This window comes from Bradyrhizobium sp. 2S1 (assembly GCF_011516625.5).
Lineage (GTDB): Bacteria > Pseudomonadota > Alphaproteobacteria > Rhizobiales > Xanthobacteraceae > Bradyrhizobium > Bradyrhizobium septentrionale.
In genome coordinates this window covers 8,613,636-8,638,874 of the sequence record NZ_CP147717.1, presented here as the reverse complement: position 1 = coordinate 8,638,874, position 25,239 = coordinate 8,613,636, and the positions used below count along the sequence as shown (strand labels likewise).

The following is a 25,239-nucleotide window of genomic DNA, read 5'->3' as shown; positions in this document are numbered from 1 at the left end:
TATCTTTCCGGCGTCCGGATGCTGGTCGCTGTTGACCATTGCGCGCTAAGCTTTTAATTTCAGTCAAGAAATTGTTCGCCGAGAGTGCGGGGCAGGCGATGACCACGGGAACCGGAAAAACAGTGACGCGTGTCGATTTGTGTGAGGCGGTCTACCAAAAGGTAGGCCTGTCGCGCACGGAATCGTCGGCATTTGTCGAGTTGGTATTGAAGGAGATCACCGATTGCCTTGAAAAAGGCGAGACGGTGAAGCTGTCGTCATTCGGCTCCTTCATGGTGCGCAAGAAGGGCCAGCGTATCGGGCGTAATCCAAAGACCGGCACCGAGGTGCCGATCTCGCCGCGGCGGGTGATGGTGTTCAAGCCGTCGGCGATCCTGAAGCAGCGGATCAATGGCCATGCCGTCACCAATGGCGACGGCAGCAAGGCCGACTAGAGCGTTTTCAAGCGAAGTGGATACCGGTTCGCGTGAAGAAAACGCGCCAAAACTAGAATCTGGAGCTCCGTTCCGATTCAATCGGAACGGAAAGGGTTCTAGCCATTGAGGCGAGAGGAGCGGGCATTTGGACAAGGCGCCGGATGCGTTCCGTACCATCAGCGAAGTCGCTGACGAGCTTGATATTCCCCAGCATGTGCTGAGGTTCTGGGAAACGCGCTTCGCGCAGATCAAGCCGATGAAGCGCAGCGGCGGCCGCCGCTATTATCGCCCTGACGACGTCGACCTGCTCAAGGGCATCCGCCGGCTACTCTACGGCGAGGGCTACACCATCCGCGGCGTGCAGCGGATCCTGAAGGAGCATGGCATCAAGTCGGTGCAGGGCATCGCCGACCAGACCGCGGCGGTCTCGTTCGGCGCGGTCGAGGAGGCGGTCGGCAACAGCATGGCCGAGCCCGACGAGCTCGAGAGCAATGACGGCCTCGATTTCGACGGCGAGGAGGGCGACGGCGACGAGCAGGGAATCGACTACCGATTCGTCGATCCCGACGAGGATCCGATCCTGTCGACCTACAAGGCGCACGCCCATCCGAGCAAGGCGTCCGCGCAGCCGGGCAAGGCGTCGGCTGCGGCGCCGCCGGTGCGCCCCTCCGTTCCGTCGGCCGATCGCGAGCGGCTCGAACGCGTGCTGCAGGAGCTGGTCGCCTGCCGGCAGATGATCGACGCGGCGATGAAGGACGGCTGAGTCGGGGAACCGGGGTCCCGATTGCGGCCCTGAAAGGCCTGCTTTGCCTTGCGCGAACACAGGATCGCAGCTAATGGAACGGCATCGGAGCGTGGCGCAGCCCGGTTAGCGCACTAGTCTGGGAGACTAGGGGTCGGAGGTTCAAATCCTCTCGCTCCGACCAATACTTAGCCGGATCTCTTATCGGTTAGATTGCACCCCGGGTAACGGACCGGGTAACATCCCATTGCAGCCCCGTGCCAATAACGGAGCGAGCGGTGTAAATCTGGGCAGAAACGCCAACGCTTGTTTCTGACGCGCGCAACCGCTGGTATATTTTAGCGAATCATCCCTCATATTTGGGCTTGAAATGGCTGATCGTTGGCTGGGCGTCGTCGTGTCGGGCGACAGAGTAGTTATGGTGGATGCCGAAATCGACGGCGCAAATCCGCTCATTTTGCAGAGCGACCAAACGCTAACGTTGCAGTCGGGCAACCGAGCTGAGGCCTATTCCACGATCGCTCACCATCTCGCCGACTATGTTCGCGAGCATTCGATCAAGCGCGTGGTGGTGAAAGAAAGCGCCATTAGCCGGAACGCTGCGACAAAAGCGCTTCTTCAATCGGCCGAGTTGCGTGGTGTGGTTATGAGCGCTTGTGGTGGTGTTGTTCGGACCGACGTGAAATCAAAAGCATCCATCAGTCGCACGTTTGGCGATCGTAAGGTGGACGAGTACGTCGCTGACAATGACTTTTGGACGAAGCAGGTTGCGGGAGCCAACTTGCGGATGGGCAGCCGCGAGGCTGCAATCGTTCTGCTCGCCGCGCGGAATGATCAGTGACCTTAATTTCCAACCTTAAAATCGGACCAAAGATAGGTAATGGGCACTTCGGTGAAGTGCATTCAGGCACCGATGACGTACACGGACTGGTCGCCGTCAAAATATTCACCCGGCTTGCGAGCGAGCCCGATTCAGATTGGCAGGCCCGGAAAAAGGGACTGCTCGCGGAAGGGCAGCGACTAAGCCGTGCAGAGCACGCCAATGTGGTTAAGGTCCACGGATTGCTCGAAAGCGCAACGAGCGACGCGGTCCATCTTGTCATGGACCATTGTTCGGGCGGCTGCTTACAGAAAAAGTTTGAGACTGGGCCGATGCCGCTTGCCGACGTCCGAAAGTACGCAAATCATGTCACAATGGGATTAGCTGCGCTGCATGCGAGGAACATGCTCCATCGTGACATTAAACCTGCCAACATCTTGCTCAACAAACACGGCGCAGCGCAGCTTGGCGACTTCGGCCTTGTCACTGACAACATCATCGTCGGGTATGCATCGGTGCAAGGTTACAGCGACCATTTAGCACCGGAGATCCACGGAGGCGGCGGCACAAGCATAAAAACTGACATCTGGGCGCTTGGCATGACTATTTATAGAATCATTCACGGTGCCGCATGGTATGCGCAACTCCCTCCACCCCGTCATGTCGTCGGTCGAGGAGGTTTCGCGAAAAATTTGCCGTTCCTCCCGCACGTTCCAAAGCCGTGGCGCACCGTGTTGAGGACAATGATGCATGACGACCCAGCCGCGCGATACCAGACTGCCAACGAAGCCTTAGCTGCATATTCCAGGCTCCACACGTTGCCGAGATGGGAGTGCTCTCAAAACGCCAACGAGATACGCTGGACGTGCGTGCACAAGAATCGAAGATACTTTGTAGTTTGGGAGCAGACGGCTTCAAGAATGTACAATTGGTCCGCCTGGAGCGAGCCAGTAGGTAAAGGCAACAAGAGAAACCTTGGCTCGTCGATTGGTGTCGGGCTCGACACAGCCGAGCGTGAATTGACCGCGCTATTTGCCAAAATGACGAAATGATCTTAGCGCGCCTTGCGCCAAACCCGCACGTACTGCCCTGTCAGATCATCCGCCGTTAACGGTTTGAGCGCGAACGTCTGCTTGGCAATTTCGCGCCGATCGCCCCGGCATCGATAGCAGTAGGCCTGTGCGGCCACCGTCCCCTGTCGGGGCTTCCACTGACGCTGGCAATGACGACATCTCGGAAATTGGAGCATAGTTGTTCTACCTGGTTCCGAAATCGACAATGGAACATAACAGGAACGAGCGAGTCGCGCAACCCAAAGCAAATATCACTTTTCACGGTTTTCGTTAACGAACTGCGCGTGGTCGCTCGGAAGTCCCTAAATCCGCAACGGCTCCTGGTAAAATGTCGGTCCCTGCGTCGCCATCCACAGCGTGATGGCGACCGACAGCACCAGGTCGTCATGGGCGCCGACGCGCGCGGCGTAGGTGGTTCGGCCGGCCTCTGAAATCTTCCGCTTGAAGTCCTTCATTTCTTCTTTGAGGGCGCTGGCGTCGTTCGCCCCCGCGGCAATGCGCAATTCGCCCGAATGCGACCGCGCCTCAAGGTTCGATATCAGCAACGCCTTGGGCACGTGCCAGGAATCGCCGCTGTGCTGCGTTGCCTCAAGGCCGGCCGTGATCGTGACCCGATAGGGATGCAAGCCGGCAGCGTTGAACATGTCCCCGACCGGCCGACCTACGCCCGTTTCGTCGATTACCAATTTCGGATTGAGCATGTTCAATGGCGGTCGCGCGAGCACGTTTGCAACGCGCTGAATTTGCTCTGGGTACGGCATACCCAAGGGCAACCGCTCCAAGTGGCGGACGTCGAAATGCTCGTCCTTTTTCTGTTTCCACAGTTCCGCCTTTTCGTTCATGGTCCAATCGTCGAGCGGCACCGATTTATGATGCATAACGGATATGGCGGTCGGGTCTGTGCTCTGCCCAATGTCGACTCCGACGTACCAGCGATCGACGGGACGAGCGGGGATCCGACGCCAATCAAATGACCTTTTCGCTATGTCCATAGCGGTCGAACCTCATTGGTGAATATCGAATCAATGATTGACGTCGAAAATGCCGAGTCCTCGCTGTCAACGAACGCTAGTTCGTATTCCTGCGAATAGCGGGTCGGGCCCAGCTCACGGAGCTGTTCGGCCAGGAATTCTTTCGAGATGCGCGGACAGTCGGTCGCCGGCACGCGAAAGCGCCGCCAACTATCATCCCCACTGTGCCACTGCTCATAAAACCACCCGCGCTTGCCGTTGGGTGTGCTGAGCGCGATCAACTGGCCGTTCGACACGGCCAACATGGGGCGCAGCGCTTGGATCAAGTCGTCGTTGGCAAACGCGGCTTCGTCGACAATGACCAGGGCCGGCGCAGACAGGCCGCGGATCGTCTTGGCGTCGCCGGGCAGCGCCAGGATCCGCGAACCGTTGACGAACTCCAGTGTCAATCGGCCTGCAAATTTGACCCCTCGTATTGCCTCAGGAAGTAATGTTACCCGGGATGAAGGTCTCGGTCTCGAGCCGCGGCCAGCTCGGTGGAGAGGCTGTGGGCGGGGCGGAGTGCTCATCACACGCAGCGCCGTCCACAGCCTCGGGCCGTATTTCATCCACGGGCATGGATACGATGGCTATCTCCGCCACCTTCCGCCGGAGGGACCGAAGCAGGCGCTGAACGATCGAATGCTGCTTGTCGCTGAACATCGAAGGATCGATCGTGGCGAGCCTGCCCACGATGGCCAGTGCAGTGAGCTGTGGCTCGACGGCGAGCCAGTTCTCGATGATCGCGAGATGGGGATCGAGCTTCGAGGGCATGCGAATACGCTTTTTATATCGCCGTTTCGGCCGGCGGTGCGTGGCCCGCACTTCGGCGGTGTTTGCCGCCGTGCCGAGCGATCGGGCAAACGAGAGCGGATCAGCCGGCGATACGGTGGGAACCTTCGCAAGACCGCGCTTGCCGATCCGTTCGCCGAGCTCTTCCTGCGCCGTGCGGATCGTGGCAAGCAATTGTATGGGATCGAGAGTCCGATACGTCTGGCGCAGACGGCGCTTGACCGCTGATGGGAGTTTCGGGTGCCCCAGTGCACGTTCGTATGGTGTGGCAGGCGGATGATAGCGTTTGATGATCTTGGCACCCTCGCGGCGCTTCTCTTTGAGCTTGAATGACGGCTGGAAGAAGTTCACCAGCAGGCGCGCCGCCGCGTAGAGACGTGCCATCACGCGGGCCGTCTCGACCCCGTCGAAGCGCCCGTATCCGACGAGCCGCCGGACCACCGCACCGTTCTTCTGCTCCACGAAAGCCTGATCGTTCTTTTTGTAGGCACGTGACCGCGTTACCTCGATCTTCTGTGCTCGGCACCATGGAACGACGACGTCGTTCATGAACGCGCTGTCGTTATCGAAGTCGGCGCCACAGATCACCCACGGGAACAGGCCCTGTGCTCGCGTCATCGCTTCCACGACGAGGCTGCCATCGCGTGTCACCAGGGGCAGGCATTCCGTCCATCCTGTTGCGATGTCCACCATGGTCAAAGTCTGGATAAACGAGCCGGCGACGCTGGTCCCACCGTGCGCGACCATGTCGATCTCGCAAAAGCCTGGCGGCGGGTTTGCCCAGTCATTGAAAGTGCGGATCGGCACCTCGCGTCGAATCGCCGAGTAGAATCCGACTCGCCGCCGGCGCCCCCCAGCAGCCGCAATTTTAACGTCGATCAACATCCGATCGATCGTCGCCGCGCTCAGAGTTGTCAGCAGCGCACGCTCTGCGCTCGTTGGCTTCAGCCGGCCATGCCGCTCGAGTGCGGGCAACAGCACTGGGATCATCGATACGAGGCGCTTACCGCAGACGCGATCGGAGGCTTCCCACAGCGCGATCAGCGCGTCGCGCACGCTGGCGTATTTGCGTCGCCGACTTGTCGCTGGTTCGGTTGGGCTCGTTGCCCCTTCGTCCAGTGGTGGTCTGGGCCTGTCCCTTCCGGCAACCGACAGTGCTCGCACCGCGTGCTTGCGGTGCCAACCCGTCGTTGCTGTCAACTCGTCAAGGATCCGTCCCTTCTCAACTCGTCCAGCCGCACGGTAGCGCCTCGCCACCGCGGCCAACACCTCGCGCCTTGCGCCCATGCTGATCCCGCTCGCCATTGGCGCCACCGACCTGATTCGGTAACGCCGCCCCAGTCATCAGCGGAATTGTTCGGTAACATTTTCGATGAGGCAATGCGCCCCTCATCGGCGTCCAATTTTGACCCCTTCGTGCGGCGGGCTTTGCTGGTAGCGCTCGTCTCGTCGGAGCTGGCCGGGATAGCGGAGGCGAGACGAGCGCGGGTGGCGTGATCGTCGTCTCGGCTCTTGAACCGCCAGCTATCGTTGCCGGTCTCGACAATGTCGCAGTGATGGGTCAATCGGTCGAGCAGCGCTGTGGTCATTTTGGCGTCGCCGAACACGCTCGGCCATTCGCCGAAGGCGAGATTGGTCGTCACGATGACGGAGGCGCGCTCATAGAGCCGGCTGACGAGGTGGAAGAGGAGCTGGCCACCGGACTGGGCGAAGGGCAAATAGCCGAGTTCATCCAGCACGATGAAGTCCATCCGGGTCAGATGCTCGGCGAGCCGTCCTTGCCGTCCGTTGCGGGTCTCGGTCTCGAGGCGATTGACGAGGTCGACTACGTTGAAGAAGCGGCCGCGGGCACCGGATCGGATGCAGCTTCTGGCGATGGCAATGGCCAGGTGGGTCTTGCCTGTGCCGGTGCCGCCAACCAGCACGACATTGCGTTGCTGGGCGATGAAGCCGCCGCTGGCGAGATCATTGACGAGAGTCTGATTGATCGGCGTGCCGTCGAACTGGAAGTCGGCGATGTCCTTGGCAAGCGGCAGCTTGGCAATGGTCAGCTGGTATTTGATCGAGCGGGCCTGCTTCTCGTTGATCTCGGCGTTAAGCAGGTCGCCGACAATGCGCTGAGGTTCGTGCTGGCGCTTGACGGCAGTTGCCATGATCTCGTCGAAGGCAGCCTTCATGCCGTAGAGCTTGAGCTCGCCCATGAGGTCGAAGATTTGGGTTCGTTCCATCAGATGGTCCTCCGGAGGTTGTCGTAGCGGGCACAATCGGCGATCGGTGCATGACGGAGCGTCAGTGCGGCCGGCGTCATGATGTTGGCCGGTGGGGCGGGTTCACGTTGACGGGCCAGGATGTTGAGCACGACATCGGCGGAATGGACGCCATGACCGAGCGCTTCGGCACAGGCCGCTTCCACCGCGGACAGACCGTCAGTCAGCACCGCGGTGAGGATGTCGACCATCTGCCGATTGCCATCGTCGGTGCTGGCAAGCTTGCGCCGGATCCGCTCGATCGCGGCCGGCAGCACCCAGTCTTTGAAGGGAGCGCCGTTGCGCAAGGCACCGGGTTTGCGAGCCAGCACCGGCACATAGTGCCAGGGATCATAGGTCGTCTCGCCGCGGCCAAAGGATCGCGGGTGCTCGGCAACGATGCGTCCATCCTGACGGATCACGATGCGGTCGGCATAAGCCTGGACTTCGACCGGCCGTCCGACTGCGCTGGCTGCGACCGAGTACTTGTTGTTGTCGAAGCGCACCAGGCAGGTCTTCGAGACCGATGCCGTCACCGCATGGAAGCCGTCGAAGCGGCCGGCATAGGGAACGAGCTTGGGACGCTCGGCTTCGAACACTTCCCAGATCGTCTGATCGACCAGCTCCGGGTGGCGATGAGCCTTGGCGTAGGCGATGCATTTGTCGAGCAGCCAGGCGTTTAACTCGTCGAGGTTTTTGAACCGCAGCCGCGGCGTGAAGAAGCGCTCCCGGACCAGCCCGACCTGGTTCTCGACCTGCCCCTTCTCCCAGCCCGACGCCGGCGTGCAGGCGACCGGATCGACCAGATAGTGGCTGCACATCTGCAGGAAGCGGCGATTGTAGAGACGCCCTTTACCGACGAAGATCGTCTCTACGGCGGTCTTCATGTTGTCGTAGATGCCGCGGGTGCAGGTGCCTTTGAACAGAGCGAACGCCCGGTCGTGGGCGTCGAACACCATCTCCTGCGTCTCCCGCGGATAGGCCCGCACGAACAGCATGCGGCTGTGACAGAGCCGGACATGGGCGGCCTTCACCATCACCGTGGTCCCGCTCAGCAAGACCACCTCGTGGCTCCAGTCGAACTGGTAGGCTTCGCCTGGGGCAAAGCTCAGCGGGACATAAGCCGCCGCGGTCGATTGCCCGCGTTCTTTGCTCCACCGCCTGGCGTAACGCCGCACGGCATCGTAACCGCCGTCGTAGCCGCGGCCGCGCAGCTCTTCGAAGATCCGGATCAACGTCAGCTGTTCACGAGCCGATTTGGCCGCGTTCGCCGCCAGCAATCCGTCAAGCTCTACTGCCCATCGTCCCAGCTTTGGCCGCGGCTGCACCTGCCGCTCGTACTCGAAGGAGGTCTCTCCCGACCTCAGCACCTTCCGGACCGTGTTCCGCGACACCTTCAGGTCACGGGCGATCTCCTTGATCGTCTTGCCCTTGATGAAGTGCTCGCGCCGGATCCGGGCAATTGTCTCCACGATCAGCATCCCCCACCACCTGCTTCGTTCCAAAGCAGGCAGCGCAACAGATCAATCTGTAGGGGGTCAATTTTGGACGCCGATCCCCCGGCTTAGGGGGTCAATATTGCAGGCCGAATGACAGACTATGCTGCGGCGAGCGCGCCGAGAATGTTCAACTCATTCGGTTCCTGTCGCCGATATACTTCATCGAAGTCCGCGCCGGCTTCGGTCAAAATCGGGTCAAGCAGCGGCTTTGCCCAAACGCGGAAGTCGGTCGAGTGCGCAACTTCTGCTGCCGATCGAATTTCCTTGTCCGCCTCCCGAATCAACTCGTCGGCGAATTCCAGAGTCGCCACATCGGTCGCAATCTTGGCCAGCTCGGTGCCGTGTGTTTTCCGGAGGATGCCGTTGACCAGTTCGTCATGGATGCTCTGAGGAACGCCACTCAACTCTGCAGGCGCCCTAGCAACTGCAGCGGCAATGAGAGCTGGCTCCGCAAATTCGGACAGTAGCTTGAGTGGATTTTCTGCCTGACAGCGGCGAGGATTCTTGCCGCGAATCAGGAGCGAAGATGACGAAGAAGAGCCGCCGGATGCATTCTCCGGCATTCAAGGCGAAGGTTGCTTTGGCTGCGGTCAAAGGCGACAAGACGCTGGCGGAGCTGGCGCAACTGTTTGATGTTCATCCGAACCAGATCACGATCTGGAAAAACCAGCTCCTGGAAGGCGCCGCCGGCGTGTTTGGGCATGACAAGGCGTCGGCCGAGACGCCGGTCGATTTGAAGGCGTTACATGCCAAGATCGGCGAGCTGGCGTTGGAAAACGATTTTTTGTCCGGCGCGCTCACCAAGGCGGGCCTGCTGAGCGCAAAGCGATGATCGACCGCGGTCATGATCTTTCTATCGTGCGCCAGGCGAAGGTCCTGAAGCTGGCTCGCAGCACGGTCTACTATGAACCTCGGCCAGTTTCGGCCGAGGACCTTGCCTTGATGCGTCGGCTCGATGAGCTGCATCTCGATTATCCCTTCGCGGGAGCGCGTATGCAGCGATCGTTGCTGCGGCGGGAGGGCGTATACGCCGGTCGCCGCCACATCGCGACGCTGATGAAGCGCATGGGGATCGAGGCGGTCTATCGTCGCCCGAACACGAGTAAGCCGGCACCGGGTCACAAGATCTACCCGTACCTGTTGCGCGGATTGAAGATCGAGCGGCCCGACCAGGCGTGGGCAATGGACATCACCTACATTCCGATGCGGCGTGGCTTCGTCTATCTCGCGGCGGTCGTCGATGTGTTCAGCCGACGGGTCCTGGCCCATCGCGTCTCGATCACAATGGAGGCGGCCTTCTGCGTCGAAGCGGTCCAGGAGGCGTTGGCGAAGCACGGCAGGCCCGAGATTTTCAACACGGACCAGGGCAGCCAGTTCACCAGCCTCGAGTTCACCGATGTGCTGCTGGACGCGAAGATCGCCATCAGCATGGACGGCAAGGGCGCCTGGCGCGACAACGTGTTTGTCGAGCGGCTCTGGCGCACGGTCAAATACGAAGAAGTTTATCTCCGCGCCTACGACAGCGTGTCCGAGGCGCGAGCGTCAATTGCCAAGTATCTGGCCTTCTACAATCAGGGACGCCCTCACTCGAGCCTTGACGGGCGCACGCCCGACGAGGCTTACTTCGGCACGCAAGCTATGGTGATGGCCGCATGACCGTCGCCGACGATTTTGTCGTCGCTCTGGTCGGGCTACGCCCTCCCGACGCAACGACAAAATCGTAAGGCCCCGCGTTCAGCATAACCCGGCAGGAATCCACTTAAATCCCGCGGGGCGCTGTCCAAACAACCGGCGCCAGCTCTTAGATCCACTCGGCCGAGCCGACATCGAGGCTGGTGACGACGAAACGGATGTCGAGGCCGAGCATCGTCGCCTCAATACGGGCGACGGTGCGTCGTTCGCGATCCCAGGACTTGGCCTTGTGGCGCGTCTCGGTATAGCCACGCAGAACCGGCAGGTTCTCGATGGCGCGTCGCGTGCGGATGTCGTCGGCGGCCTCGTCGACTTTTCTGGCGAGCGGCTTGGTGCCGGACAGACCGAAGATGTAGTCGATGCCGTTGGTCTCGCACCACGTCATGGCCTCCGGCCGAGCATAGTGCCCGTCGCCACGGAACGTAATTCGCGTGTTGTGCCACCGCGTCCGGATATGCCGTATCAGGCGGCGCAGATGGGCACGCACCTCGACGCCGCCCGGCGTCTTGCCGGGCCGCAGCACGACCGCCACGGGCCGGCTCTTCTCCGTGTCGTAGACGTGGATCGGCAGGAAGCAGCGTTCGTCATAATGAGCGTTGAACAGCGAGAGCTGCTGATGGCCGTGGACGACATCGCAGGTATCATCGATGTCGAGCGTGACGGATGCCGGCTCGCGCGGGTAGCTATCCATCCATGCGTCGACCAAAGTGTAGGTCAGTCGGATCACGTCGCGCAGGCGCGGAGCATTCTCCAGCCGCGACAGCGTCGGTTGGGAACACAGATCGCGACCCGTGTCCGGCAGCCGTCCGCAGGCCAGCTTGAATGCGGGATCGGACCGCAGATGATCGAGGTCGTCGGCGTCCTCGTAGCCGCAGCAGATCGCGAACATGCGCGCGCGGAACATATCGACAAGGCTGTGCACGACCCGCGTCGGATCGCGCCGATCCGGGAACACCCGGGCCAAATTGTCGGCCAAGCCGAGACGCCGCTCGGCCATCGCCAGAAGCATCACGCCCCCGTTCGAGGTCAGCCGACCGCCATCGAAGGCAGCTGTGACTTTCTTGGCGTGAACGGCTGGAAACGAGAAGGGCAGAATCGTATCATCGGTCATGGCGGGCCTGGTGTTCGCGGCTGAAGGTGATGGGGTTGGCTTTGCAACCGAATCCTACGCCGCATCAGCGCTTTACACCACGCTCGCCAGCCTCTCAGGCGCACTCTGACGAATAAGACGGGCTAGAGGAAATACGTACGCATTGGCAGGTCAGTGCTCAAATGATCTGTGATGCAAAGTGGCTCGGATCGGTTCGTCGAGATATCGCTTAACAAGAAAGCTAAAAGCGATTGCAACGAGAGTCATGGTTGGTACCGCTAGCGCTGCATGATTCTGCGCAACCCAACCTGCCGAAGTTCCGCCGAACAATAGCATGAGTAGAACGTAGTGGGTCATATAAAGCGGATATGAAAGATCTCCGATAAACTCGCTAAAACGGTTGATCGACGGACTCCCGATTGCATTAGCGCCCAGCCAAACAAGGAGCGGATATACGATTGTGACGATCAGGAAATCGTAGGGCTTCCAAAGGAAGGGCCAAAAGAAGGTCGCAAGCAGGATAAGTGGAAGGTAATATGCTGCCCGTGGCAACAGCGGTTGCCTGCCAATACGGTAAGCAACAACGCCCGCGATAAATGAAAAACCTACCCGTACAAAGCCAATCCAGAAGGTTCTGCGGTCGTAACCGCCGTTTAGGCTTCCGAAATCGTAGCACGTGTATGCCGTTGCAACCGCGGCGAAGGCGAGCATCGCTAGCAACCATCGAAGCGATAGTTGGCGCAGAAAAAGAGCAAACGTTAGGCTCGCCACATACTCGCAAAGCAATGACCAGGCGGGAGCGACTAAAGGAAAAATAGGAAAGCTGGGATCGCTGAGAAATAGGTGCGGCAATAGAAGTGCGCTGGAGGTGAGGAGAATAAAAAACTCCGTGACACTAAAATTGAATAATGCGGCAGCCACAGGCGCATAGAATCGTCCGATTACAGCCACAACGAAGCCCAACAAGGAGCCAATTACGACCAGCGGATGCAGTCGTATCAGACGCCGTTTAATAAGTTCTGTGGGTGACAATTCTACGCGAGAAGGGTCGTAGGCAAATGCCATTACATACCCTGACAAGCAAAAGAAAAAATCTACAGCGAGATAACCGCGAGGAATCCAGTTCTGAGGACCGAACTGAAAGGGTTCATAAAAATGTAAAAAGGCGACGCAGATGGCAGCAATTCCCCGCATGCCGTCAAGAATGCTCAGTCGCGCGACCCCTTTGGCAGCCAGCGACCCGGGGTCTTCGGGAAAGGCGTTGGGGGGCGGTAAATTCGGGAGGTCGTAGCTGGATTTGAGCATCGCGTTCGACATGTAAGATTCTGCGATTCTATTAACGCATCTGTCGCATTTTCTTTGCATATAATTGCGTATATTTGCATATGCTTTGCATATACCGTGTGCCGCTACACGGTCTGAGCACCGTCAGTTCTGATGCGCCCGATCACATTCGAGCAGGCCAAGGCTCGATACCCGCACCGCTTCACCATGGAGCATGTGCCGGCCTGGACGCGGGAGCGTCCGTGCAATCAGGGCGGGACCGAGACTTGGTTCTCGCTTGCGGGGGTGAGGTCGTACTTCTCGCCGAGCCACTTCACGAACTCGGCCGGCGTCTCGCCCAGCTCGAAGGACTGACGCATGCGCTCGCCGCCATCGTCGTTGACCAGGCCTTCGTAGGCCCACTGTTTCCTGGCCTCGCCCTTGCAGTCGTCCTCGAAGCGCAGCCAGGCAAACTCCTGCGCCACCAGCTGGGCGGCGCTATGCGGATCGATCAGCTCGCCGCCCATGTAGACGTAGTCGCCCCGGTACATCGACGCCTTGCCATCATTGCAGACGGCATGCTTCAGCATGGCCGGGATCACCTCCCAGTCGTACGTACGCATACGACGGAGGCCGCCTGATTGACGCATGCGCGCGGGCACGGCGAGGTCTATGATGGCATTGGGTGAAGGGTGAAGGTCAGGCGGCCTGCTGATTGGCTGGCTTGTCGGCCTGGCGCAGGAGCTTCCATTCCCAGGGCAAGAGCTCGTGCAGACGCGATGCGGGATGATCGGCGATACGGGCCAGGACGTCGGCGAGCCAGGCCTTGGGATCGACGTCGTTGAGGCGACAGGTCGTGATCATCGTCAGCATGATGGCGGCACGGTCGGCGCCGCGCTGGCTGCCGGCGAAGGTCCAGTTGCGCCTTCCCAAGGCGATGCCTCTCAATGCGCGCTCAGCGCAATTGTTGGTCAAGCAGATCCTGCCGTCGTCGAGGAAGCGGGCGAAGCCGTCCCAGCGCCTGAGCATGTAGTTAATCGGCTTCAGGACCTCGGAGGAACGCGAGAGGGTTTCGCGCTCGCGGAGCAGCCAGGCATGCATGTCCTCGAGAAGTGACTTACTCTGTTCCTGGCGAGCGGCACGCCGCTCGCCGGCACCGCGGCCGTTGATGGCGCGCTCGATCTCGAACAACGTATCGAGGCGTCTGACAGCCTCCAGCGCGATCGGGGAGACCGGTTTGCCTTTCTTGCCTTCCCGAGCATTTTTCTCGATATCAGCCAGCTCGAAGAAGCCCCGCCGCGCATGGGCCACGCAAAACGCCGGCGTAATCGGCAGCGCCTTCTTCTGCGGGTCGAACAGCGGCTCGAAGCCGCTGTAGCAATCCGCCTGCAAGATGCCGGCGAAGGCGGCCAGATGTCTCTGTGGATGCTCGCCTCGTCGGTCGCTCGAGGCGTAATAGACCGCTGCCGGCGGCGCAGGCCCGGCGAACGGCCGGTCATCCCGCACATAAGTCCAGATCCGCCCGGTCGTGCACTTGCCCTTCGCCAGAATACGGATGGTGGTGTCGTCGCCATGAAGGCGCTCGGCAGCGAGCACGTGGCGTTCGATCAAGTGGAAGAGCGGCATGACGGCGAAGGTCCCGTGGCCGACCTGGTCGGCCAGCGTCGACAACGGCAGGTCGATCCCCTCGGCCTTAAAGCGCGCACTCTGGCGGTTGAGCGGGATATGCATGCCGAACTTGTCGAACAGGATCGTCGCCAGCAATTGTGGGCCGATGAAGCCGCGCGGCGTGGCATGGAACGGCGCGGGCGGCTGGCTGATCTTCTCGCAATCGCGGCAGGTGAACTTCTCGCGTACCGTCTCGATCAGCTTGAAGCGGCGCGGGATCTCCTCCAGCGTCTTGGTCACATCCTCACCGATCTTCGCCAGCCGCGATCCACCGCAGCAGGCGCAGGTCGTTGGAGTCTCAATGACGACGCGCTCGCGTTCGATATCGTCAGGCCATGGCTTGCGCACCGGCCGCTTGCGCATGAAGGGGCGGACGTTCTGCGTCTTCGCCGCTGCGGCCTGTGCGGCAAGCTCATCCTCGCTCGCCGTGGTGACGAGTTCTTCGAGCTCCAACTCCAACTGCTCGAGCAGCCGTGCCGAGCGCTCGGATCGCTGCCCGTGCAGTTCGCGTTTCAGCTTCTCGATGCGCAACTCGAGATGAGCGATCAGCGCCTCGGTATCCGACAGTTTCGCCTGCGCATTCGCGGCTTGCGCCTGCCAGTTGGCGGCCTTCGCCTCGGCTTTCTGTCGCGCCTCACGCTCGGCCTGCAGCGCCGCCAGGGCACTGACAAGGTCCGATGGAAGATCATCCGGCTTCGATATCATGGAGCCATTGAATCAGATCGAGCAGCAGATTCAAACCGTAAAACGACTATCCGACCCGCGTCGGACGCTGGGTTTCTTGAGGGTTGCGCCAATCGATCCCGGACAACAGATAGCTCAACTGCGCCGGAGAGATCGTTACCGATTCACCAGCAACCGATGGCCAGATGAACCTGCCTCTCTCGAGTCTTTTGGTGAACAAGCAGGCGCCCTGGCCATCGTGCCAAATGACCTTCAATAGATCACCGCGTTTGCCCCGGAAGCAGAAAAGACCGCCGCCCATGGCGTCGCGCTTGAGCACTTCCTGCACGCGCAGAGCCAGGCTCGGAAAGCCGCACCGCATGTCGGTATGGCCCGTCGCCAGCCACACCCGCACGCCCGTCGGGATCGGGATCATCGGCGCGCCAGGCCCCGAGCAATTCGAACGACCGCCTCGATATCCGCACCGGGGCCGAAGACCACGCGCAGCCCCTGAGGGCTCACGATTTCGATCTGACCTGTCTCGACAGCTTCCGTCGTTGGCGGCGTACTTGCCGCAACTATCGCAGGGACGAATGTCGGGCCGATCGAATCCTCTTCGGCCGGATCATGACAGGTCCAAGCCTTGCGCCAGCTCAGCAGAAGCTGACGTGATATCCCATACCGGCGAGCCGTCGCCGACACCAGTCGTGGCCCCGAGAAGCTCTCCTCTACGATTCTGAGCTTCTCCGCACGCGTCCAGCGTCGCCGCCGACCGGTCTCCACCAAATCCATGCGGCTCAGCACCGCACTGTCCTTATGTCCGTCCATAAGGACAGTCAGCTACAGATCGGAAAAACTCGCAAGACGGCCGCCCTCGGACGGATACGAACGATCGACTGCGAGCGCATCTCGGCCGATCCACACTCCTCACGCATCTCGATCCATTCGACCCGAATGGCTGCAAGCGAGTTGGGGTGCTTCTCGCCGCTTTTCGAGCTTGGCAACCTACGCCTCGGTGCCGAGTGTCCACTCATTGAGACACTCCCAGACACAGAGCGCGGCCTCCACCTGCACCGCGGTGTAGGTCTCAGCCTGCTTTATCTTCTTCCTTTGCCATTGTTGATTTCCTCGAGAAGTTTCGCTCCATCGCTGCGCAGGCAGTTCATGTCGATGCGGCACGGGATGCCGTGGTGCTCTTGCACCGGGTTGACGAAAGCCTGGACGATGCCGAGCAGGCGCTGTGCGTATTCCTGAGAGATCATCGGTGGCCGATGGTCCACTTCGCGCTGTCGCGATATTGCTCGTAGAGCGGCTTCAGCGATGGCGCGATGCTCATGTCCACCATGTCATGGTGGCCGCAACACCAGCTGTCGTTCGGATAGCGGGAGATGCATGCCAGCTTGCCACTGTCGGTCTCGTTGTCGTTGAGGACACCGTCGAGCAGGTGGATGTCTTCCTTGATGCCGCAGTAGGAGCAGTGGCAGGCATCTTCAGGATTGTGCTTGAACGTCATCATCCGGCGGTCCTCGCGTTGATCTTCTCCTGGATTTCCTTCGCGACCATGCCGGACCACTTGTCGAGCGCATCGAGCACGAACAGCTGCGTCATTGCGCCGAACTGGCTGTGCTCCATCAGATCACGGACGAACTGAACGTTGGTCTTGGCCTTAGCCATTTGGAAGCTCCGGATGGATGCAGGCCTGGATGGACTCCGAGATCGTGAGCGGACGGTCGGACTTAAAGAAGCGATTGCCATCGCTGATGTAAGCGTGGAACGTCGGCGCGAGCTTGTTGTGGATCTCGCATACACGGTGGCTCACCGGCTCTCCCATCTGGAAGCCGCGTCCGGTCTGCATTGCGGGAGGAACAACGCCGAGCGCGTCGTAGTAGGTCTCTTCGTCGATCAGTTTCCAGATCACGTTCATGGCTCAGTCCTGTGGGAAGAGGAGGGCGACCGCCTCCAGCTGCGAACACATGGTGTGGTGGCCGACGTAGTTGCCGGCTTGCCAGCACCACCAGTGAGGGGTGAAGGCGAGATATGGGCATCTATCGTCGCCTTCGAGGCCGGCGAGGTAACCGGCTTCATAGATGTCGTGCGGCATCAGCTGAACTCGTAGAAGGCGACGGGGTGACCTTCGGGATCCAGCTGCTTGCGATCCGACCAGGCGATGCGGTCGTGCTTCTTGCGCGCGACCATCGTCTTGAAGTCGTCGATCGAGACGATGCAGCCGTACTCGCCCTTGATCTCGCGCCCTTGCAGATGCTCGAATCACTCCTTGGCGGTCGTCAGCGTCAGCTTCTCGTCTTCGTAGCCATGGAACAGGAAGGCCCAGCCGGCGCTGCTCTTGCCGATGTGGATGGCGGGATCGCTGCATCCACAGGTCGGGCAGAACGGGGCCGGCGTCGCGTAGTAGTTCGTTCCCATGTCAGTCCATCCATTTGTTGAAGTGGCGGTACACGCTGACGACAGAGACGGCCTCCATCTGGCGCTTGTGCTCTTCAGGGTGATCCTTCTCGCTGATCACATTCTGCGTCGCGAGATCGACGACGATGTTGAGCTGCATCCTGGGTCTTCATTCGTCGCTTTGGCATTTTGCGTTTGCCTTCATGCAATGCCCAAGGCGCACCTCGGGCGTGAATTTGATCGGTTCAGTTGTTCAGACCAGCGTACTTGCTCTGGTCATCCCAGGAAGCGTCCCACACGGCCCGCATCTGGTTGCCGTTCTCCATGACGGTGACACGCTGCACGCGGTCGCTATAGCTGATGCCGTTGCGATAGAAATCCCGCGCATCCATGAACGATTGGAAATCGTGAATGCCCCAGGATCCATTGGCGAAGAGGATGACCACCTGGAACGGGCTCGGCTTGTTCGAGCGAGAGAGCGATGCATACGGGTCGGTCATTAGGTCACCTCAAGAATTGCACCAGCGGATTGGTTTGCCTGCCGCTGGTCAGGCTGTGCGTCCGGTCGCTCGCGGCTTCACCGGTCCAAAAAACTCAGTCGTCGTACTCATCCGGGTTCACAGTGGGGGTCGATTACTTCTTCATGGCCATACTCCTGGTCTCGGGGTCTCTGTCACCCGACCGATCACTCGATCGCGATGAAGTAGTGCCACACGCCTCGCACTTGCCGGCGCCAGCATCGGGAATTGGCGAAGCCGCCATTGAGGTACCAGTCACGCTTTTTGGTGCGGCGGAATGAGTGAGCCCGGTCCTCATCACATGACTCCCACGCCCTCGCCGTCCTCGTCGAAGACGGCCACGTACCACCAGCCGTCCGACGCCTGTTGCGCGACGTAGGTCCATTCCGGATCGCCGTCGCGGTTCGCCTTGGCGACCGCTTCAGCATCGGCGTGATTGCGCCATTTGGTCTGATTGTTCTCGACGATCCGCGTGACTGTCATGATGGTCCTCGTTGATGCTCTTATGTGAGCGCGGTGGACATCCGATTTGGCAGCTACCGGCGTATACAGCCGGGCTTGCTTGCTGTGGTTGAGGATGACCGCGCTCGCATAAGAGCAGGGGATGGCCGGATAGCGCCGGCCTCGCCACTGCGTTTGGGTCGCAGCAACCTATGAGCGGTGTCCCGTTTCATCATGGTCATGGGTGGCCATCATCGCCAGGCGCGGACGAAACGCCGAAGCTAGGCCGTTTGAAAGTGCGAGACGGGATGAAACCGCTACTCGCCTCGTCCTGCGGGATTTTCCCCTGCCTTTGTGTGCAGACCCACTTCAACCACACACGGGACCTCATCGGCGAAAGATGGTCAGCATCGGCCTCTTTCACCTTCGCGAAAGACTCACTGGCATCCACCCGCCGCGGCCATCAATCGCCCAGCGGTTGGTCCGCCAGTAGAGATCGGACTCAGCGCACACACGCTCGCCGGCCCTGATGCCGGCCTGAAACTGCTCGAAGGTCTCAGGCATGACGTCCCTCCACCAGCAGCTTGCGATGCAGGTGCAGGTAGACCCGGCTCATCATGCGGTAGATGCGCCGCGCCGTGCGGTTGTCCGCCGCAGCGCGCCACATACGGGACAGCTTGCGGTGCAGCCGATCGGCATCGAAGGAGTCCAGCTTGTTCAGCGTGACCATCACAGCCTCCAATGCTGGGCGCGAGCCCGAGCCTCGTCGCGGTTGTCGTTGGCGATCGACGTCTCGACATAGTCGTTCGCGTCGATGCAGCCGATGAAGTCTTCGTCGATGTCGACCTGCATGTTCGCCAGCGGCAGCGAGCATGGCAGGCGGGCGGCGGCGTTGTAGGCTGCCTGGGTCTTTGCGGTCAGGATCACGTGATGAGCCCTTGTTCCTTGGCGAGGTTGTAGAGGCGAGCGAACTCGATGACCTTGTAGATGTCCTCGAACTCCGCTTGCCGTTCCTGTTGGATGACGATGTCGTCATCCTTCTTGGCTTCGCGCCAGCCATCCCGCCAGTCGGAGGCCTCGTAGGTGCCAGGCGAATAGGGGTTGTGGACGTCCGGATCGCCGCCACGATAGAAGGCTTGGCGACCTTCTCGGCGCCGACGTGATGGCCCGCCGCTCATGCTGCCTTGTCCTTCTTCTCGGCGTGTTCCAGCTCAGACTCGGCGCGCAACCACTTCTTGCGGTCCTCGTCGCGGACGATGGATTCGCCCTGGCTGGTGCCGACGATCTGCCCGACGAACGACCCTTTCGAGCCGACGCGGGCAGACTTCACCCAGTCCTTGTCCTTGAACTTAGGCACGACCGGCCTCACACCACGGCCGGTCCAGGGCTCGGACCATGCCTGGCGACGTGAAGGCGACGAAGGTGTCGAACTCCATGCAGCGGGCAGCGGTCGCGCGGTTGACGACGTAGTGCCGGCCGCTGTCGTCCTTGAACTCGAACGCATCCATCCCGCTCTCGCAGAACGCCCGCGTCAGCCTCGCGGCACGGTGCTGGCTCTCGATGATGGTCGGATCGGTCTGGACCCACACGTACATCAAGAGCACCGGCATCAAGTCGCAGATGGAGTGCAAGCTCCCGGGCGACGGCGCCGACTACGCGGAAGCGTCCAAGGAGTTCATGCGGCCAGGACCGGGTGAGACGCTCGGCGAATACCTCCGCACCCACCCCAATGTGAAGCGCGACGACCTCACCCAGCGGGACATCGACGCAATCGCCGAGGGCGGTTTCACCACCAATCCGTAACAACGAGTATCACATGTTCAGTCAAGAGATCATCGACGCCATCGTGCAGGCGGCGAAGGCCGAAGGTTGGCCCGCGTCGGCGCTGCTCGCCGTCGTGGAATGCGAAACCTCGGGCAAGCCGTTCGAGCAGGACGGCCATACGCCCTCGCTGCTCTTCGAGCGGCACAAGTTCTATTCCGAGCTGCAGAAGCACCAGCCGAGCAAGCTCAAGTCCGCCATCATGGCTGGACTCGCGATCCCGAAGTGGAGCCGCAACACCCAGTACAAGGACCAGGGCACCTCTACCGGCCGCCTGAACGTCATCGCGAAGGCGCGCAAGATCGACGAGGCCTGCATGGCCCTGCTCGATCGAGCAGAGAAGGAAGGCTACTTTTAATGGCCATGGATTTTTCTGAGGCCCTGCAGCTCGTGGGGCCGTTCATCGCCATTGCCGGCTTCGTCACCGGCATCTGGTGGAAGGTCGAAGGCAAGATCGATAAGGTCCGCTCCGACGCCGATGCTGCTGTCGCCAAGGCACAGGACAAGGCCGAGGACGCGATGAAGGAGGTGACCGCGTTCAAGCTCAAGGTGGTCGAGGAGTACGCCTCCTGGGATACCGTTAGGGCGATCGAGACTCGGCTCACCGAACGCATGGACAGCTTGTCGGACGCGGTCATGAAGATGCCCGATGCGATCGTCGATCGCATGGTCAACATGATCAAGTTGACATCCAAATAACGCTTGACTGCTCCGTTTGCATTCTGATATTTGCACGAATGCAAATAATGTGCTACCTCCGAGGCCGAAATCTCGGGGGTAGGCACACCCTCGTGGTTTCGGGTTCCCAACCAACCACAGGGTAAAATGACGCTCCTCACCACCGAAGAACGCGCTCGCAGAAAGCAGGTCATCGAAGATCTGCTCAAGCTGGGTTACCACCCGCAGGGGCAGCGTGGGGGCCTCGCCTCCGCCACCAAGACTGCGGAGCGCCGCGACGGCATCAACTATCCGAACTGGGTCCGCGCCGAAGAGGCGCTGAAGCGCAAGCGCCGCGAGAACTTCGCGGTCGACTGGTCGCTCTACATCCCGCCTGTAAAGACCGCCACCGTGACCCGCGGTGCCGAAGAAGCAGGCGAAGAACTGTCCGCCGAAGACCACGCGCACAAGCGTGCGGAATCCCTCTCCGCGGAAGTTACCTCACTCATCACCGCATCGAACTATCCGGTCATCAACCCGGATGCCATCATCATCGACTCCTACCTGGTGCGTCGTTACGACCGCAAGCTGGGAGCCTACGTCATCAAGGAGGGCACGCCCCGCACCTGGATGAGCGACACCCTGCGTGTCGAGCCCGTCGAGGACTCGCGTGGCCGCAGCTTCATCTTCACCGGAGCGCAGAACGACGCTCCGCTCCACGAGGAGTTCTGGGCCAACAGAGCTGGCGCCGGTTGTTTGGACAGCGCCCCGCGGGATTTAAGTGGATTCCTGCCGGGTTATGCTGAACGCGGGGCCTTACGATTTTGTCGTTGCGTCGGGAGGGCGTAGCCCGACCAGAGCGACGACAAAATCGTCGGCGACGGTCATGCGGCCATCACCATAGCTTGCGTGCCGAAGTAAGCCTCGTCGGGCGTGCGCCCGTCAAGGCTCGAGTGAGGGCGTCCCTGATTGTAGAAGGCCAGATACTTGGCAATTGACGCTCGCGCCTCGGACACGCTGTCGTAGGCGCGGAGATAAACTTCTTCGTATTTGACCGTGCGCCAGAGCCGCTCGACAAACACGTTGTCGCGCCAGGCGCCCTTGCCGTCCATGCTGATGGCGATCTTCGCGTCCAGCAGCACATCGGTGAACTCGAGGCTGGTGAACTGGCTGCCCTGGTCCGTGTTGAAAATCTCGGGCCTGCCGTGCTTCGCCAACGCCTCCTGGACCGCTTCGACGCAGAAGGCCGCCTCCATTGTGATCGAGACGCGATGGGCCAGGACCCGTCGGCTGAACACATCGACGACCGCCGCGAGATAGACGAAGCCACGCCGCATCGGAATGTAGGTGATGTCCATTGCCCACGCCTGGTCGGGCCGCTCGATCTTCAATCCGCGCAACAGGTACGGGTAGATCTTGTGACCCGGTGCCGGCTTACTCGTGTTCGGGCGACGATAGACCGCCTCGATCCCCATGCGCTTCATCAGCGTCGCGATGTGGCGGCGACCGGCGTATACGCCCTCCCGCCGCAGCAACGATCGCTGCATACGCGCTCCCGCGAAGGGATAATCGAGATGCAGCTCATCGAGCCGACGCATCAAGGCAAGGTCCTCGGCCGAAACTGGCCGAGGTTCATAGTAGACCGTGCTGCGAGCCAGCTTCAGGACCTTCGCCTGGCGCACGATAGAAAGATCATGACCGCGGTCGATCATCGCTTTGCGCTCAGCAGGCCCGCCTTGGTGAGCGCGCCGGACAAAAAATCGTTTTCCAACGCCAGCTCGCCGATCTTGGCATGTAACGCCTTCAAATCGACCGGCGTCTCGGCCGACGCCTTGTCATGCCCAAACACGCCGGCGGCGCCTTCCAGGAGCTGGTTTTTCCAGATCGTGATCTGGTTCGGATGAACATCAAACAGTTGCGCCAGCTCCGCCAGCGTCTTGTCGCCTTTGACCGCAGCCAAAGCAACCTTCGCCTTGAATGCCGGAGAATGCATCCGGCGGCTCTTCTTCGTCATCTTCGCTCCTGATTCGCAGCAAGAATCCTCGCCGCTGTCAGGCAGAAAATCCACTCAAGCTACTGTCCGAATTTGCGGAGCCAGCTCTCTGCCGTTGCCGCGCTTCTCGCTGCTGGAGCACGCAGTCCGGATCAAGCGCCCCGAGCTGGGCGAGCTGGTACAGTGGTGCGTCGACGGCTACAGCTTCCTGATCGACGGCATCGAGGTCGGCAACCACGGCTTCCGCGGAGCGAACGGTGCCAAGGGCACCGTGGCCGGATTTGCGCGGGCAGGTCGCAAGATGTCGATCGGTGACAAGCACAGCCCCGAGATCAACGAGGGCGTGTACGTCTCCGGCGTCATGAACCTGCGCCACGGCTATAACAAGGGCCTGTCGGGCTGGGCGGTCACCGTGACCATTCAGTATCCGGATGGGAAGCGTTCACTGGCCACGCTCCAAAAGGGCAAGTGGCGTCCGGGACGGCGGGTCATCCGCATGCCGGCTGCGTCTTGCGCTGTCTAATCGCTTGCACGAATGCAAACGATGGTATGCTAACGCTCGACCGACAACAGAAGAACCGGCTCTCCCGTCGCTACAAGGTGCTCAAGCACTACAGCGACGGCGATGAGCCGCGGTGTGCTTGCTGCGGCGAACACAGACTCGAGTTCCTCGCCATCGACCACATCGATGGCGGCGGAAACGAGCATCGTCGCAAGATTGGCAAGTCCACCCGCATGTTCGAGTGGTTGTCGAAGAACGGATTGCCGGAGGGATTTCGCGTCCTCTGTCACAACTGCAATCTGTCGATCGGCTTCTACGGCTACACGCCTCATGAGGCCGGCGAACTTCAGAAGCAGGTGATCGAGGACTACGTCGCCAACCGCCCAGGCCGCGGCGCTCGACATCATGCAGCAAAGCTATCCGACGACCAGATGCGGGTCGTGAAGCAGCGCGTCCTGGCGGGCGAGCGCTACGCAGTTCTGACGGCCGAATACGGCCTGTCCAAAGGCACTCTCAATCACATCAAGAAAGGACGTCAATGGAAGCATGTCTAGTGTACCTCGCTGGGCCAATCTCAGGATTGAACTTCGTCGGCGCGACCGACTGGCGCGAGTACGCGAAAGGCGAACTCAAGCAGTTCGGGGTCAAGGCGCTCTCGCCGCTTCGGGAGCAGGAGCACCTGAAAAGCGTCGGGACGTTTACGAACGCCGCCGCAGAGACCGCCAGGCTGCTGTCGCCGATGTCGACTCCGGTCGGCCTCACGACTCGTGATCGCTGGGACGCCACCCGCTGTGACGTCCTGCTCGTGAATCTGCTCGGCGCCAGGACGGTCTCGATCGGGACCGTGATGGAGATCGCCTGGGCCGACCTGGTGCGCAAGCCGATCGTCATGGCGATCGAGCCGGACGGCAGCAACCCGCATGAGCACGCGATGCTCAACAATTCGATCGGCTTCCGCGTCTCAACGCTGTGGGACGCAATCGATGTCACCCGGCAGCTTTTTGCTGCCTGAACGTTTGTTTGAATGCAAAGGAGTTGAAATGACGGTTATCGGTCTTTCGGGCTTCGCACAGTCGGGCAAGACGACGGCGGCGCTGTACCTGGAGAAGAAGTACGGCGTGCGCCGCAAGCACATCGCCGAGCCGCTGCGAGCGATGCTCGCGGTGCTGCTCCAGGCCAACGGCATGTCGTCAGACGAGATCACCCGATACCTGGAGGGCGACCTCAAGGAGCAGGTGATCTCGTGCCTCGGCGTGACCTCGCGTTACGCCCAGATCACGATCGGCACCGAGTGGGGCCGTGAGCTGATCAGCCAGGACCTGTGGGCCAACACCTGGGCGCGCGGCATCGCTGATGACGAGAGCGTCATGAACGACAGCGTGCGCTTCCCGAACGAGGCGCAGGCGATCCGCAAGCTCGGCGGCATCGTGATCATGATCAAGCGGCCAGGGACCAAGCCGGCGAGGTTCAAGTGGGGGAAGGTCGGGGAGTTCCTGCACGACAGGTTCGGTCTGATGTGGGGTGTCCACGACAGCGAGCGCATCGATCGGATCAAGCCGGACTTCATCATCCACAACGACTCCAGCGTCGAGCAGCTCTATGCCGATCTGGACGAGGCCATGTCGCTGCACTTCAAGAAGGTGCAGCAGACCTCGTTTGCTGGATCCCCGAAGGCGGCCGGTGCCGCTGTTGGGCTGGCGCTGGCAAGCGTGGTGGGACTGTAATGCAGTCCCGCGTCATGTCGCTGGTAGAGGTCGCGACGTCGAGCCTGATCGGGTTCGTCGGCCAACTGGGCGGTGCTGCCGATGTTCGGCATGCACCCCAGCTTCCATCAGACCTTCTGGGATCACCTTGATCTTCATGGTGATCTCGATCACGCAGCTACCTCGTGCGCCGATTCTTCGCCGTCTACGTGAAGCGCTTCGCCGCC

Annotated in this window: 37 protein-coding genes, 1 tRNA gene and 3 pseudogenes; 14 read left to right on the top strand and 27 right to left on the bottom strand. The window is 60.8% G+C overall.

Translation table 11 applies throughout. The features are described from left to right. Positions 1 to 98: 98 nt before the first annotated feature. The 5 genes from HAP54_RS40965 (at position 99) to HAP54_RS40945 (ending at position 3,030) form a co-directional block, all read left to right on the top strand. Positions 99 to 434 (top strand): integration host factor subunit alpha, encoded by a 336-nt coding sequence (locus HAP54_RS40965; protein WP_021079083.1) that lies wholly within the window; start codon positions 99 to 101, stop codon positions 432 to 434. A gap of 127 nt (positions 435 to 561) precedes the next feature. Beyond that, complete coding sequence (locus HAP54_RS40960; RefSeq protein ID WP_166296886.1) at positions 562 to 1,179, top strand: MerR family transcriptional regulator; 618 nt, start codon at positions 562 to 564, stop codon at positions 1,177 to 1,179. An 85-nt stretch (positions 1,180 to 1,264) separates the two neighbouring features. Then, positions 1,265 to 1,342: transfer RNA gene (locus HAP54_RS40955), tRNA-Pro, on the top strand. A gap of 186 nt (positions 1,343 to 1,528) precedes the next feature. Beyond that, positions 1,529 to 1,999 carry a hypothetical protein gene (locus HAP54_RS40950; RefSeq protein WP_166296884.1) on the top strand — a complete coding sequence of 157 codons (471 nt, stop codon included), beginning with the start codon at positions 1,529 to 1,531 and terminating at the stop codon, positions 1,997 to 1,999. Beyond that, on the top strand, positions 1,996 to 3,030 hold the full coding sequence (locus HAP54_RS40945; protein WP_224741566.1) for a serine/threonine-protein kinase: 1,035 nt from the start codon (positions 1,996 to 1,998) through the stop codon (positions 3,028 to 3,030). The genes HAP54_RS40950 and HAP54_RS40945 overlap by 4 nt, the downstream gene beginning before the upstream one ends. A 323-nt stretch (positions 3,031 to 3,353) precedes the next feature. On the opposite strand, the gene HAP54_RS40940 is transcribed toward HAP54_RS40945, so the two are convergent. The 6 genes and pseudogenes from HAP54_RS40940 to HAP54_RS40915 all read right to left on the bottom strand — a co-directional run bounded on the left by HAP54_RS40940 (position 3,354) and on the right by HAP54_RS40915 (position 9,002). Then, positions 3,354 to 3,893, bottom strand: coding sequence for a hypothetical protein (locus HAP54_RS40940; RefSeq protein ID WP_248114370.1), 540 nt, complete (start codon positions 3,891 to 3,893; stop codon positions 3,354 to 3,356). 140 nt (positions 3,894 to 4,033) lie between these two features. Beyond that, on the bottom strand, positions 4,034 to 4,471 hold the full coding sequence (locus HAP54_RS40935; RefSeq protein ID WP_166296880.1) for a terminase large subunit domain-containing protein: 438 nt from the start codon (positions 4,469 to 4,471) through the stop codon (positions 4,034 to 4,036). A gap of 31 nt (positions 4,472 to 4,502) precedes the next feature. After that, a complete protein-coding gene (locus HAP54_RS40930) occupies positions 4,503 to 5,909 on the bottom strand; it encodes an integrase catalytic domain-containing protein (protein ID WP_166295107.1) in 1,407 nt (468 codons plus the stop codon). Between the two features lie 329 nt (positions 5,910 to 6,238). Beyond that, positions 6,239 to 7,081: pseudogene (gene istB, locus HAP54_RS40925) on the bottom strand (IS21-like element helper ATPase IstB); the annotation flags it as partial. Between the two features lie 8 nt (positions 7,082 to 7,089). After that, a pseudogene (gene istA / locus HAP54_RS40920) lies at positions 7,090 to 8,580 on the bottom strand (IS21 family transposase); the annotation flags it as partial. A gap of 116 nt (positions 8,581 to 8,696) precedes the next feature. Beyond that, positions 8,697 to 9,002 carry a hypothetical protein gene (locus tag HAP54_RS40915; protein WP_166296878.1) on the bottom strand — a complete coding sequence of 102 codons (306 nt, stop codon included), beginning with the start codon at positions 9,000 to 9,002 and terminating at the stop codon, positions 8,697 to 8,699. A gap of 122 nt (positions 9,003 to 9,124) precedes the next feature. Between HAP54_RS40915 and HAP54_RS40910 the strand changes: the two genes are divergently transcribed. Continuing rightward, positions 9,125 to 10,254 (top strand): IS3-like element ISRj2 family transposase gene (locus HAP54_RS40910; RefSeq protein ID WP_166204126.1). Its coding sequence is split into 2 segments (ribosomal slippage): positions 9,125 to 9,377 and positions 9,377 to 10,254, totalling 1,131 coding nucleotides; the frame shifts between segments, so codons are not numbered across the junction. Between the two features lie 148 nt (positions 10,255 to 10,402). Here the strand turns inward: HAP54_RS40910 and HAP54_RS40905 are convergent. The 20 genes and pseudogenes from HAP54_RS40905 to HAP54_RS40810 all read right to left on the bottom strand — a co-directional run. Then, positions 10,403 to 11,401: pseudogene (locus HAP54_RS40905) on the bottom strand (IS1380 family transposase); the annotation flags it as partial. A gap of 150 nt (positions 11,402 to 11,551) precedes the next feature. After that, a complete protein-coding gene (locus HAP54_RS40900) occupies positions 11,552 to 12,697 on the bottom strand; it encodes an acyltransferase family protein (RefSeq protein ID WP_224741567.1) in 1,146 nt (381 codons plus the stop codon). 215 nt (positions 12,698 to 12,912) lie between these two features. Further along, on the bottom strand, positions 12,913 to 13,233 hold the full coding sequence (locus HAP54_RS40895; protein ID WP_166296874.1) for a hypothetical protein: 321 nt from the start codon (positions 13,231 to 13,233) through the stop codon (positions 12,913 to 12,915). A gap of 109 nt (positions 13,234 to 13,342) precedes the next feature. After that, complete coding sequence (tnpC, locus tag HAP54_RS40890; protein ID WP_166205228.1) at positions 13,343 to 15,016, bottom strand: IS66 family transposase; 1,674 nt, start codon at positions 15,014 to 15,016, stop codon at positions 13,343 to 13,345. 46 nt (positions 15,017 to 15,062) lie between these two features. After that, complete coding sequence (gene tnpB / locus HAP54_RS40885) at positions 15,063 to 15,410, bottom strand: IS66 family insertion sequence element accessory protein TnpB (protein ID WP_063676425.1); 348 nt, start codon at positions 15,408 to 15,410, stop codon at positions 15,063 to 15,065. Then, complete coding sequence (gene tnpA, locus HAP54_RS40880; RefSeq protein ID WP_166202956.1) at positions 15,407 to 15,802, bottom strand: IS66-like element accessory protein TnpA; 396 nt, start codon at positions 15,800 to 15,802, stop codon at positions 15,407 to 15,409. Before tnpA ends, tnpB begins: the two co-directional genes overlap by 4 nt. A gap of 269 nt (positions 15,803 to 16,071) precedes the next feature. Further along, positions 16,072 to 16,236, bottom strand: a complete 165-nt coding sequence (locus HAP54_RS40875) for a hypothetical protein (protein WP_156928823.1) — start codon at positions 16,234 to 16,236, stop codon at positions 16,072 to 16,074. Beyond that, positions 16,233 to 16,490: a hypothetical protein gene (locus HAP54_RS40870; RefSeq protein ID WP_029083455.1), complete on the bottom strand. Its 258-nt coding sequence runs from the start codon at positions 16,488 to 16,490 to the stop codon at positions 16,233 to 16,235. The genes HAP54_RS40875 and HAP54_RS40870 overlap by 4 nt, the downstream gene beginning before the upstream one ends. Continuing rightward, the gene (locus HAP54_RS40865; RefSeq protein ID WP_166296872.1) at positions 16,487 to 16,648 is read right to left on the bottom strand and encodes a hypothetical protein; all 162 of its coding nucleotides are present in this window, start codon (positions 16,646 to 16,648) and stop codon (positions 16,487 to 16,489) included. The genes HAP54_RS40870 and HAP54_RS40865 overlap by 4 nt, the downstream gene beginning before the upstream one ends. Continuing rightward, entirely contained in the window at positions 16,641 to 16,898 is a 258-nt protein-coding gene (locus HAP54_RS40860; RefSeq protein WP_029083453.1) for a hypothetical protein, read from the bottom strand. The genes HAP54_RS40865 and HAP54_RS40860 overlap by 8 nt, the downstream gene beginning before the upstream one ends. Before the next feature lie 3 nt (positions 16,899 to 16,901). After that, the gene (locus HAP54_RS40855) at positions 16,902 to 17,075 is read right to left on the bottom strand and encodes a hypothetical protein (RefSeq protein ID WP_156928822.1); all 174 of its coding nucleotides are present in this window, start codon (positions 17,073 to 17,075) and stop codon (positions 16,902 to 16,904) included. Positions 17,076 to 17,242: 167 nt separating this feature from the next. Beyond that, positions 17,243 to 17,398 (bottom strand): hypothetical protein, encoded by a 156-nt coding sequence (locus HAP54_RS40850; protein WP_166296870.1) that lies wholly within the window; start codon positions 17,396 to 17,398, stop codon positions 17,243 to 17,245. A gap of 1 nt (position 17,399) precedes the next feature. Beyond that, complete coding sequence (locus HAP54_RS40845) at positions 17,400 to 17,537, bottom strand: hypothetical protein (RefSeq protein ID WP_156928821.1); 138 nt, start codon at positions 17,535 to 17,537, stop codon at positions 17,400 to 17,402. An 85-nt stretch (positions 17,538 to 17,622) separates the two neighbouring features. Continuing rightward, positions 17,623 to 17,877, bottom strand: a complete 255-nt coding sequence (locus HAP54_RS40840) for a hypothetical protein (protein ID WP_029083451.1) — start codon at positions 17,875 to 17,877, stop codon at positions 17,623 to 17,625. A gap of 315 nt (positions 17,878 to 18,192) precedes the next feature. After that, positions 18,193 to 18,378: a hypothetical protein gene (locus HAP54_RS40835; RefSeq protein ID WP_029083450.1), complete on the bottom strand. Its 186-nt coding sequence runs from the start codon at positions 18,376 to 18,378 to the stop codon at positions 18,193 to 18,195. 514 nt (positions 18,379 to 18,892) lie between these two features. Then, positions 18,893 to 19,066, bottom strand: a complete 174-nt coding sequence (locus HAP54_RS40830; protein ID WP_156928820.1) for a hypothetical protein — start codon at positions 19,064 to 19,066, stop codon at positions 18,893 to 18,895. Next, entirely contained in the window at positions 19,066 to 19,263 is a 198-nt protein-coding gene (locus HAP54_RS40825) for a hypothetical protein (RefSeq protein WP_029083449.1), read from the bottom strand. The genes HAP54_RS40830 and HAP54_RS40825 overlap by 1 nt, the downstream gene beginning before the upstream one ends. Next, complete coding sequence (locus HAP54_RS40820; RefSeq protein ID WP_166296868.1) at positions 19,260 to 19,514, bottom strand: hypothetical protein; 255 nt, start codon at positions 19,512 to 19,514, stop codon at positions 19,260 to 19,262. The genes HAP54_RS40825 and HAP54_RS40820 overlap by 4 nt, the downstream gene beginning before the upstream one ends. Beyond that, complete coding sequence (locus tag HAP54_RS40815; protein WP_156928819.1) at positions 19,511 to 19,693, bottom strand: hypothetical protein; 183 nt, start codon at positions 19,691 to 19,693, stop codon at positions 19,511 to 19,513. The genes HAP54_RS40820 and HAP54_RS40815 overlap by 4 nt, the downstream gene beginning before the upstream one ends. Further along, positions 19,686 to 19,931, bottom strand: coding sequence for a hypothetical protein (locus HAP54_RS40810; RefSeq protein ID WP_166296866.1), 246 nt, complete (start codon positions 19,929 to 19,931; stop codon positions 19,686 to 19,688). Before HAP54_RS40810 ends, HAP54_RS40815 begins: the two co-directional genes overlap by 8 nt. A 25-nt stretch (positions 19,932 to 19,956) precedes the next feature. Between HAP54_RS40810 and HAP54_RS40805 the strand changes: the two genes are divergently transcribed. From HAP54_RS40805 to HAP54_RS40790, 4 genes are all read left to right on the top strand, one after another. Beyond that, a complete protein-coding gene (locus tag HAP54_RS40805) occupies positions 19,957 to 20,139 on the top strand; it encodes a hypothetical protein (RefSeq protein ID WP_166296864.1) in 183 nt (60 codons plus the stop codon). 13 nt (positions 20,140 to 20,152) lie between these two features. Beyond that, positions 20,153 to 20,515, top strand: coding sequence for an N-acetylmuramidase domain-containing protein (locus HAP54_RS40800; protein WP_166296862.1), 363 nt, complete (start codon positions 20,153 to 20,155; stop codon positions 20,513 to 20,515). Beyond that, positions 20,515 to 20,856 (top strand): hypothetical protein, encoded by a 342-nt coding sequence (locus tag HAP54_RS40795; protein WP_166296860.1) that lies wholly within the window; start codon positions 20,515 to 20,517, stop codon positions 20,854 to 20,856. The genes HAP54_RS40800 and HAP54_RS40795 overlap by 1 nt, the downstream gene beginning before the upstream one ends. A 126-nt stretch (positions 20,857 to 20,982) precedes the next feature. Then, the gene (locus tag HAP54_RS40790; RefSeq protein WP_166296858.1) at positions 20,983 to 21,663 is read left to right on the top strand and encodes a hypothetical protein; all 681 of its coding nucleotides are present in this window, start codon (positions 20,983 to 20,985) and stop codon (positions 21,661 to 21,663) included. 35 nt (positions 21,664 to 21,698) lie between these two features. Here the strand turns inward: HAP54_RS40790 and HAP54_RS40785 are convergent. Beyond that, positions 21,699 to 22,828, bottom strand: a protein-coding gene (locus HAP54_RS40785; RefSeq protein ID WP_166204126.1) for an IS3-like element ISRj2 family transposase whose coding sequence is annotated in 2 segments (ribosomal slippage) — positions 21,699 to 22,576 and positions 22,576 to 22,828 — 1,131 coding nt in all. Because the reading frame shifts where the segments join, the coding sequence is not laid out codon by codon here. A gap of 94 nt (positions 22,829 to 22,922) precedes the next feature. On the opposite strand from HAP54_RS40785, the gene HAP54_RS40780 reads away from it, so the two are divergent. From HAP54_RS40780 to HAP54_RS40765, 4 genes are read left to right on the top strand one after another with little or no spacing between them, the layout of a single operon-like run. Further along, a complete protein-coding gene (locus HAP54_RS40780; protein ID WP_166296856.1) occupies positions 22,923 to 23,330 on the top strand; it encodes a hypothetical protein in 408 nt (135 codons plus the stop codon). Positions 23,331 to 23,356: 26 nt separating this feature from the next. Further along, on the top strand, positions 23,357 to 23,863 hold the full coding sequence (locus HAP54_RS40775) for a hypothetical protein (RefSeq protein ID WP_166296854.1): 507 nt from the start codon (positions 23,357 to 23,359) through the stop codon (positions 23,861 to 23,863). A 26-nt stretch (positions 23,864 to 23,889) separates the two neighbouring features. Next, a complete protein-coding gene (locus HAP54_RS40770; protein WP_166296852.1) occupies positions 23,890 to 24,321 on the top strand; it encodes a hypothetical protein in 432 nt (143 codons plus the stop codon). Continuing rightward, complete coding sequence (locus HAP54_RS40765) at positions 24,293 to 25,033, top strand: hypothetical protein (protein ID WP_166296850.1); 741 nt, start codon at positions 24,293 to 24,295, stop codon at positions 25,031 to 25,033. The genes HAP54_RS40770 and HAP54_RS40765 overlap by 29 nt, the downstream gene beginning before the upstream one ends. Positions 25,034 to 25,239: the final 206 nt, after the last annotated feature.

Bases quoted from the DNA above. Each gene is read 5' to 3' on its own strand.
- HAP54_RS40865 (WP_166296872.1), bottom strand. From the start codon at position 16,648: ATGGCTAAGGCCAAGACCAACGTTCAGTTCGTCCGTGATCTGATGGAG.
- HAP54_RS40775 (WP_166296854.1), top strand. From the start codon at position 23,357: ATGCTAACGCTCGACCGACAACAGAAGAACCGGCTCTCCCGTCGCTAC.
- HAP54_RS40845 (WP_156928821.1), bottom strand. From the start codon at position 17,537: ATGCAGCTCAACATCGTCGTCGATCTCGCGACGCAGAATGTGATCAGC.
- HAP54_RS40950 (WP_166296884.1), top strand. From the start codon at position 1,529: ATGGCTGATCGTTGGCTGGGCGTCGTCGTGTCGGGCGACAGAGTAGTT.
- HAP54_RS40840 (WP_029083451.1), bottom strand. From the start codon at position 17,877: ATGACCGACCCGTATGCATCGCTCTCTCGCTCGAACAAGCCGAGCCCG.
- HAP54_RS40810 (WP_166296866.1), bottom strand. From the start codon at position 19,931: ATGTACGTGTGGGTCCAGACCGATCCGACCATCATCGAGAGCCAGCAC.
- tnpB (WP_063676425.1), bottom strand. From the start codon at position 15,410: ATGATCCCGATCCCGACGGGCGTGCGGGTGTGGCTGGCGACGGGCCAT.
- HAP54_RS40805 (WP_166296864.1), top strand. From the start codon at position 19,957: ATGGAGTGCAAGCTCCCGGGCGACGGCGCCGACTACGCGGAAGCGTCC.
- HAP54_RS40795 (WP_166296860.1), top strand. From the start codon at position 20,515: ATGGCCATGGATTTTTCTGAGGCCCTGCAGCTCGTGGGGCCGTTCATC.
- HAP54_RS40765 (WP_166296850.1), top strand. From the start codon at position 24,293: ATGTCACCCGGCAGCTTTTTGCTGCCTGAACGTTTGTTTGAATGCAAA.
- HAP54_RS40900 (WP_224741567.1), bottom strand. From the start codon at position 12,697: ATGTCGAACGCGATGCTCAAATCCAGCTACGACCTCCCGAATTTACCG.
- HAP54_RS40850 (WP_166296870.1), bottom strand. From the start codon at position 17,398: ATGGGAACGAACTACTACGCGACGCCGGCCCCGTTCTGCCCGACCTGT.
- HAP54_RS40875 (WP_156928823.1), bottom strand. From the start codon at position 16,236: ATGATCTCTCAGGAATACGCACAGCGCCTGCTCGGCATCGTCCAGGCT.
- HAP54_RS40790 (WP_166296858.1), top strand. From the start codon at position 20,983: ATGACGCTCCTCACCACCGAAGAACGCGCTCGCAGAAAGCAGGTCATC.
- HAP54_RS40800 (WP_166296862.1), top strand. From the start codon at position 20,153: ATGTTCAGTCAAGAGATCATCGACGCCATCGTGCAGGCGGCGAAGGCC.
- HAP54_RS40830 (WP_156928820.1), bottom strand. From the start codon at position 19,066: ATGGTCACGCTGAACAAGCTGGACTCCTTCGATGCCGATCGGCTGCAC.
- HAP54_RS40860 (WP_029083453.1), bottom strand. From the start codon at position 16,898: ATGAACGTGATCTGGAAACTGATCGACGAAGAGACCTACTACGACGCG.
- HAP54_RS40870 (WP_029083455.1), bottom strand. From the start codon at position 16,490: ATGATGACGTTCAAGCACAATCCTGAAGATGCCTGCCACTGCTCCTAC.
- HAP54_RS40835 (WP_029083450.1), bottom strand. From the start codon at position 18,378: ATGACAGTCACGCGGATCGTCGAGAACAATCAGACCAAATGGCGCAAT.
- HAP54_RS40820 (WP_166296868.1), bottom strand. From the start codon at position 19,514: ATGAGCGGCGGGCCATCACGTCGGCGCCGAGAAGGTCGCCAAGCCTTC.
- HAP54_RS40855 (WP_156928822.1), bottom strand. From the start codon at position 17,075: ATGCCGCACGACATCTATGAAGCCGGTTACCTCGCCGGCCTCGAAGGC.
- HAP54_RS40965 (WP_021079083.1), top strand. From the start codon at position 99: ATGACCACGGGAACCGGAAAAACAGTGACGCGTGTCGATTTGTGTGAG.
- HAP54_RS40895 (WP_166296874.1), bottom strand. From the start codon at position 13,233: ATGCTGAAGCATGCCGTCTGCAATGATGGCAAGGCGTCGATGTACCGG.
- tnpA (WP_166202956.1), bottom strand. From the start codon at position 15,802: ATGGACGGACATAAGGACAGTGCGGTGCTGAGCCGCATGGATTTGGTG.
- tnpC (WP_166205228.1), bottom strand. From the start codon at position 15,016: ATGATATCGAAGCCGGATGATCTTCCATCGGACCTTGTCAGTGCCCTG.
- HAP54_RS40940 (WP_248114370.1), bottom strand. From the start codon at position 3,893: ATGAACGAAAAGGCGGAACTGTGGAAACAGAAAAAGGACGAGCATTTC.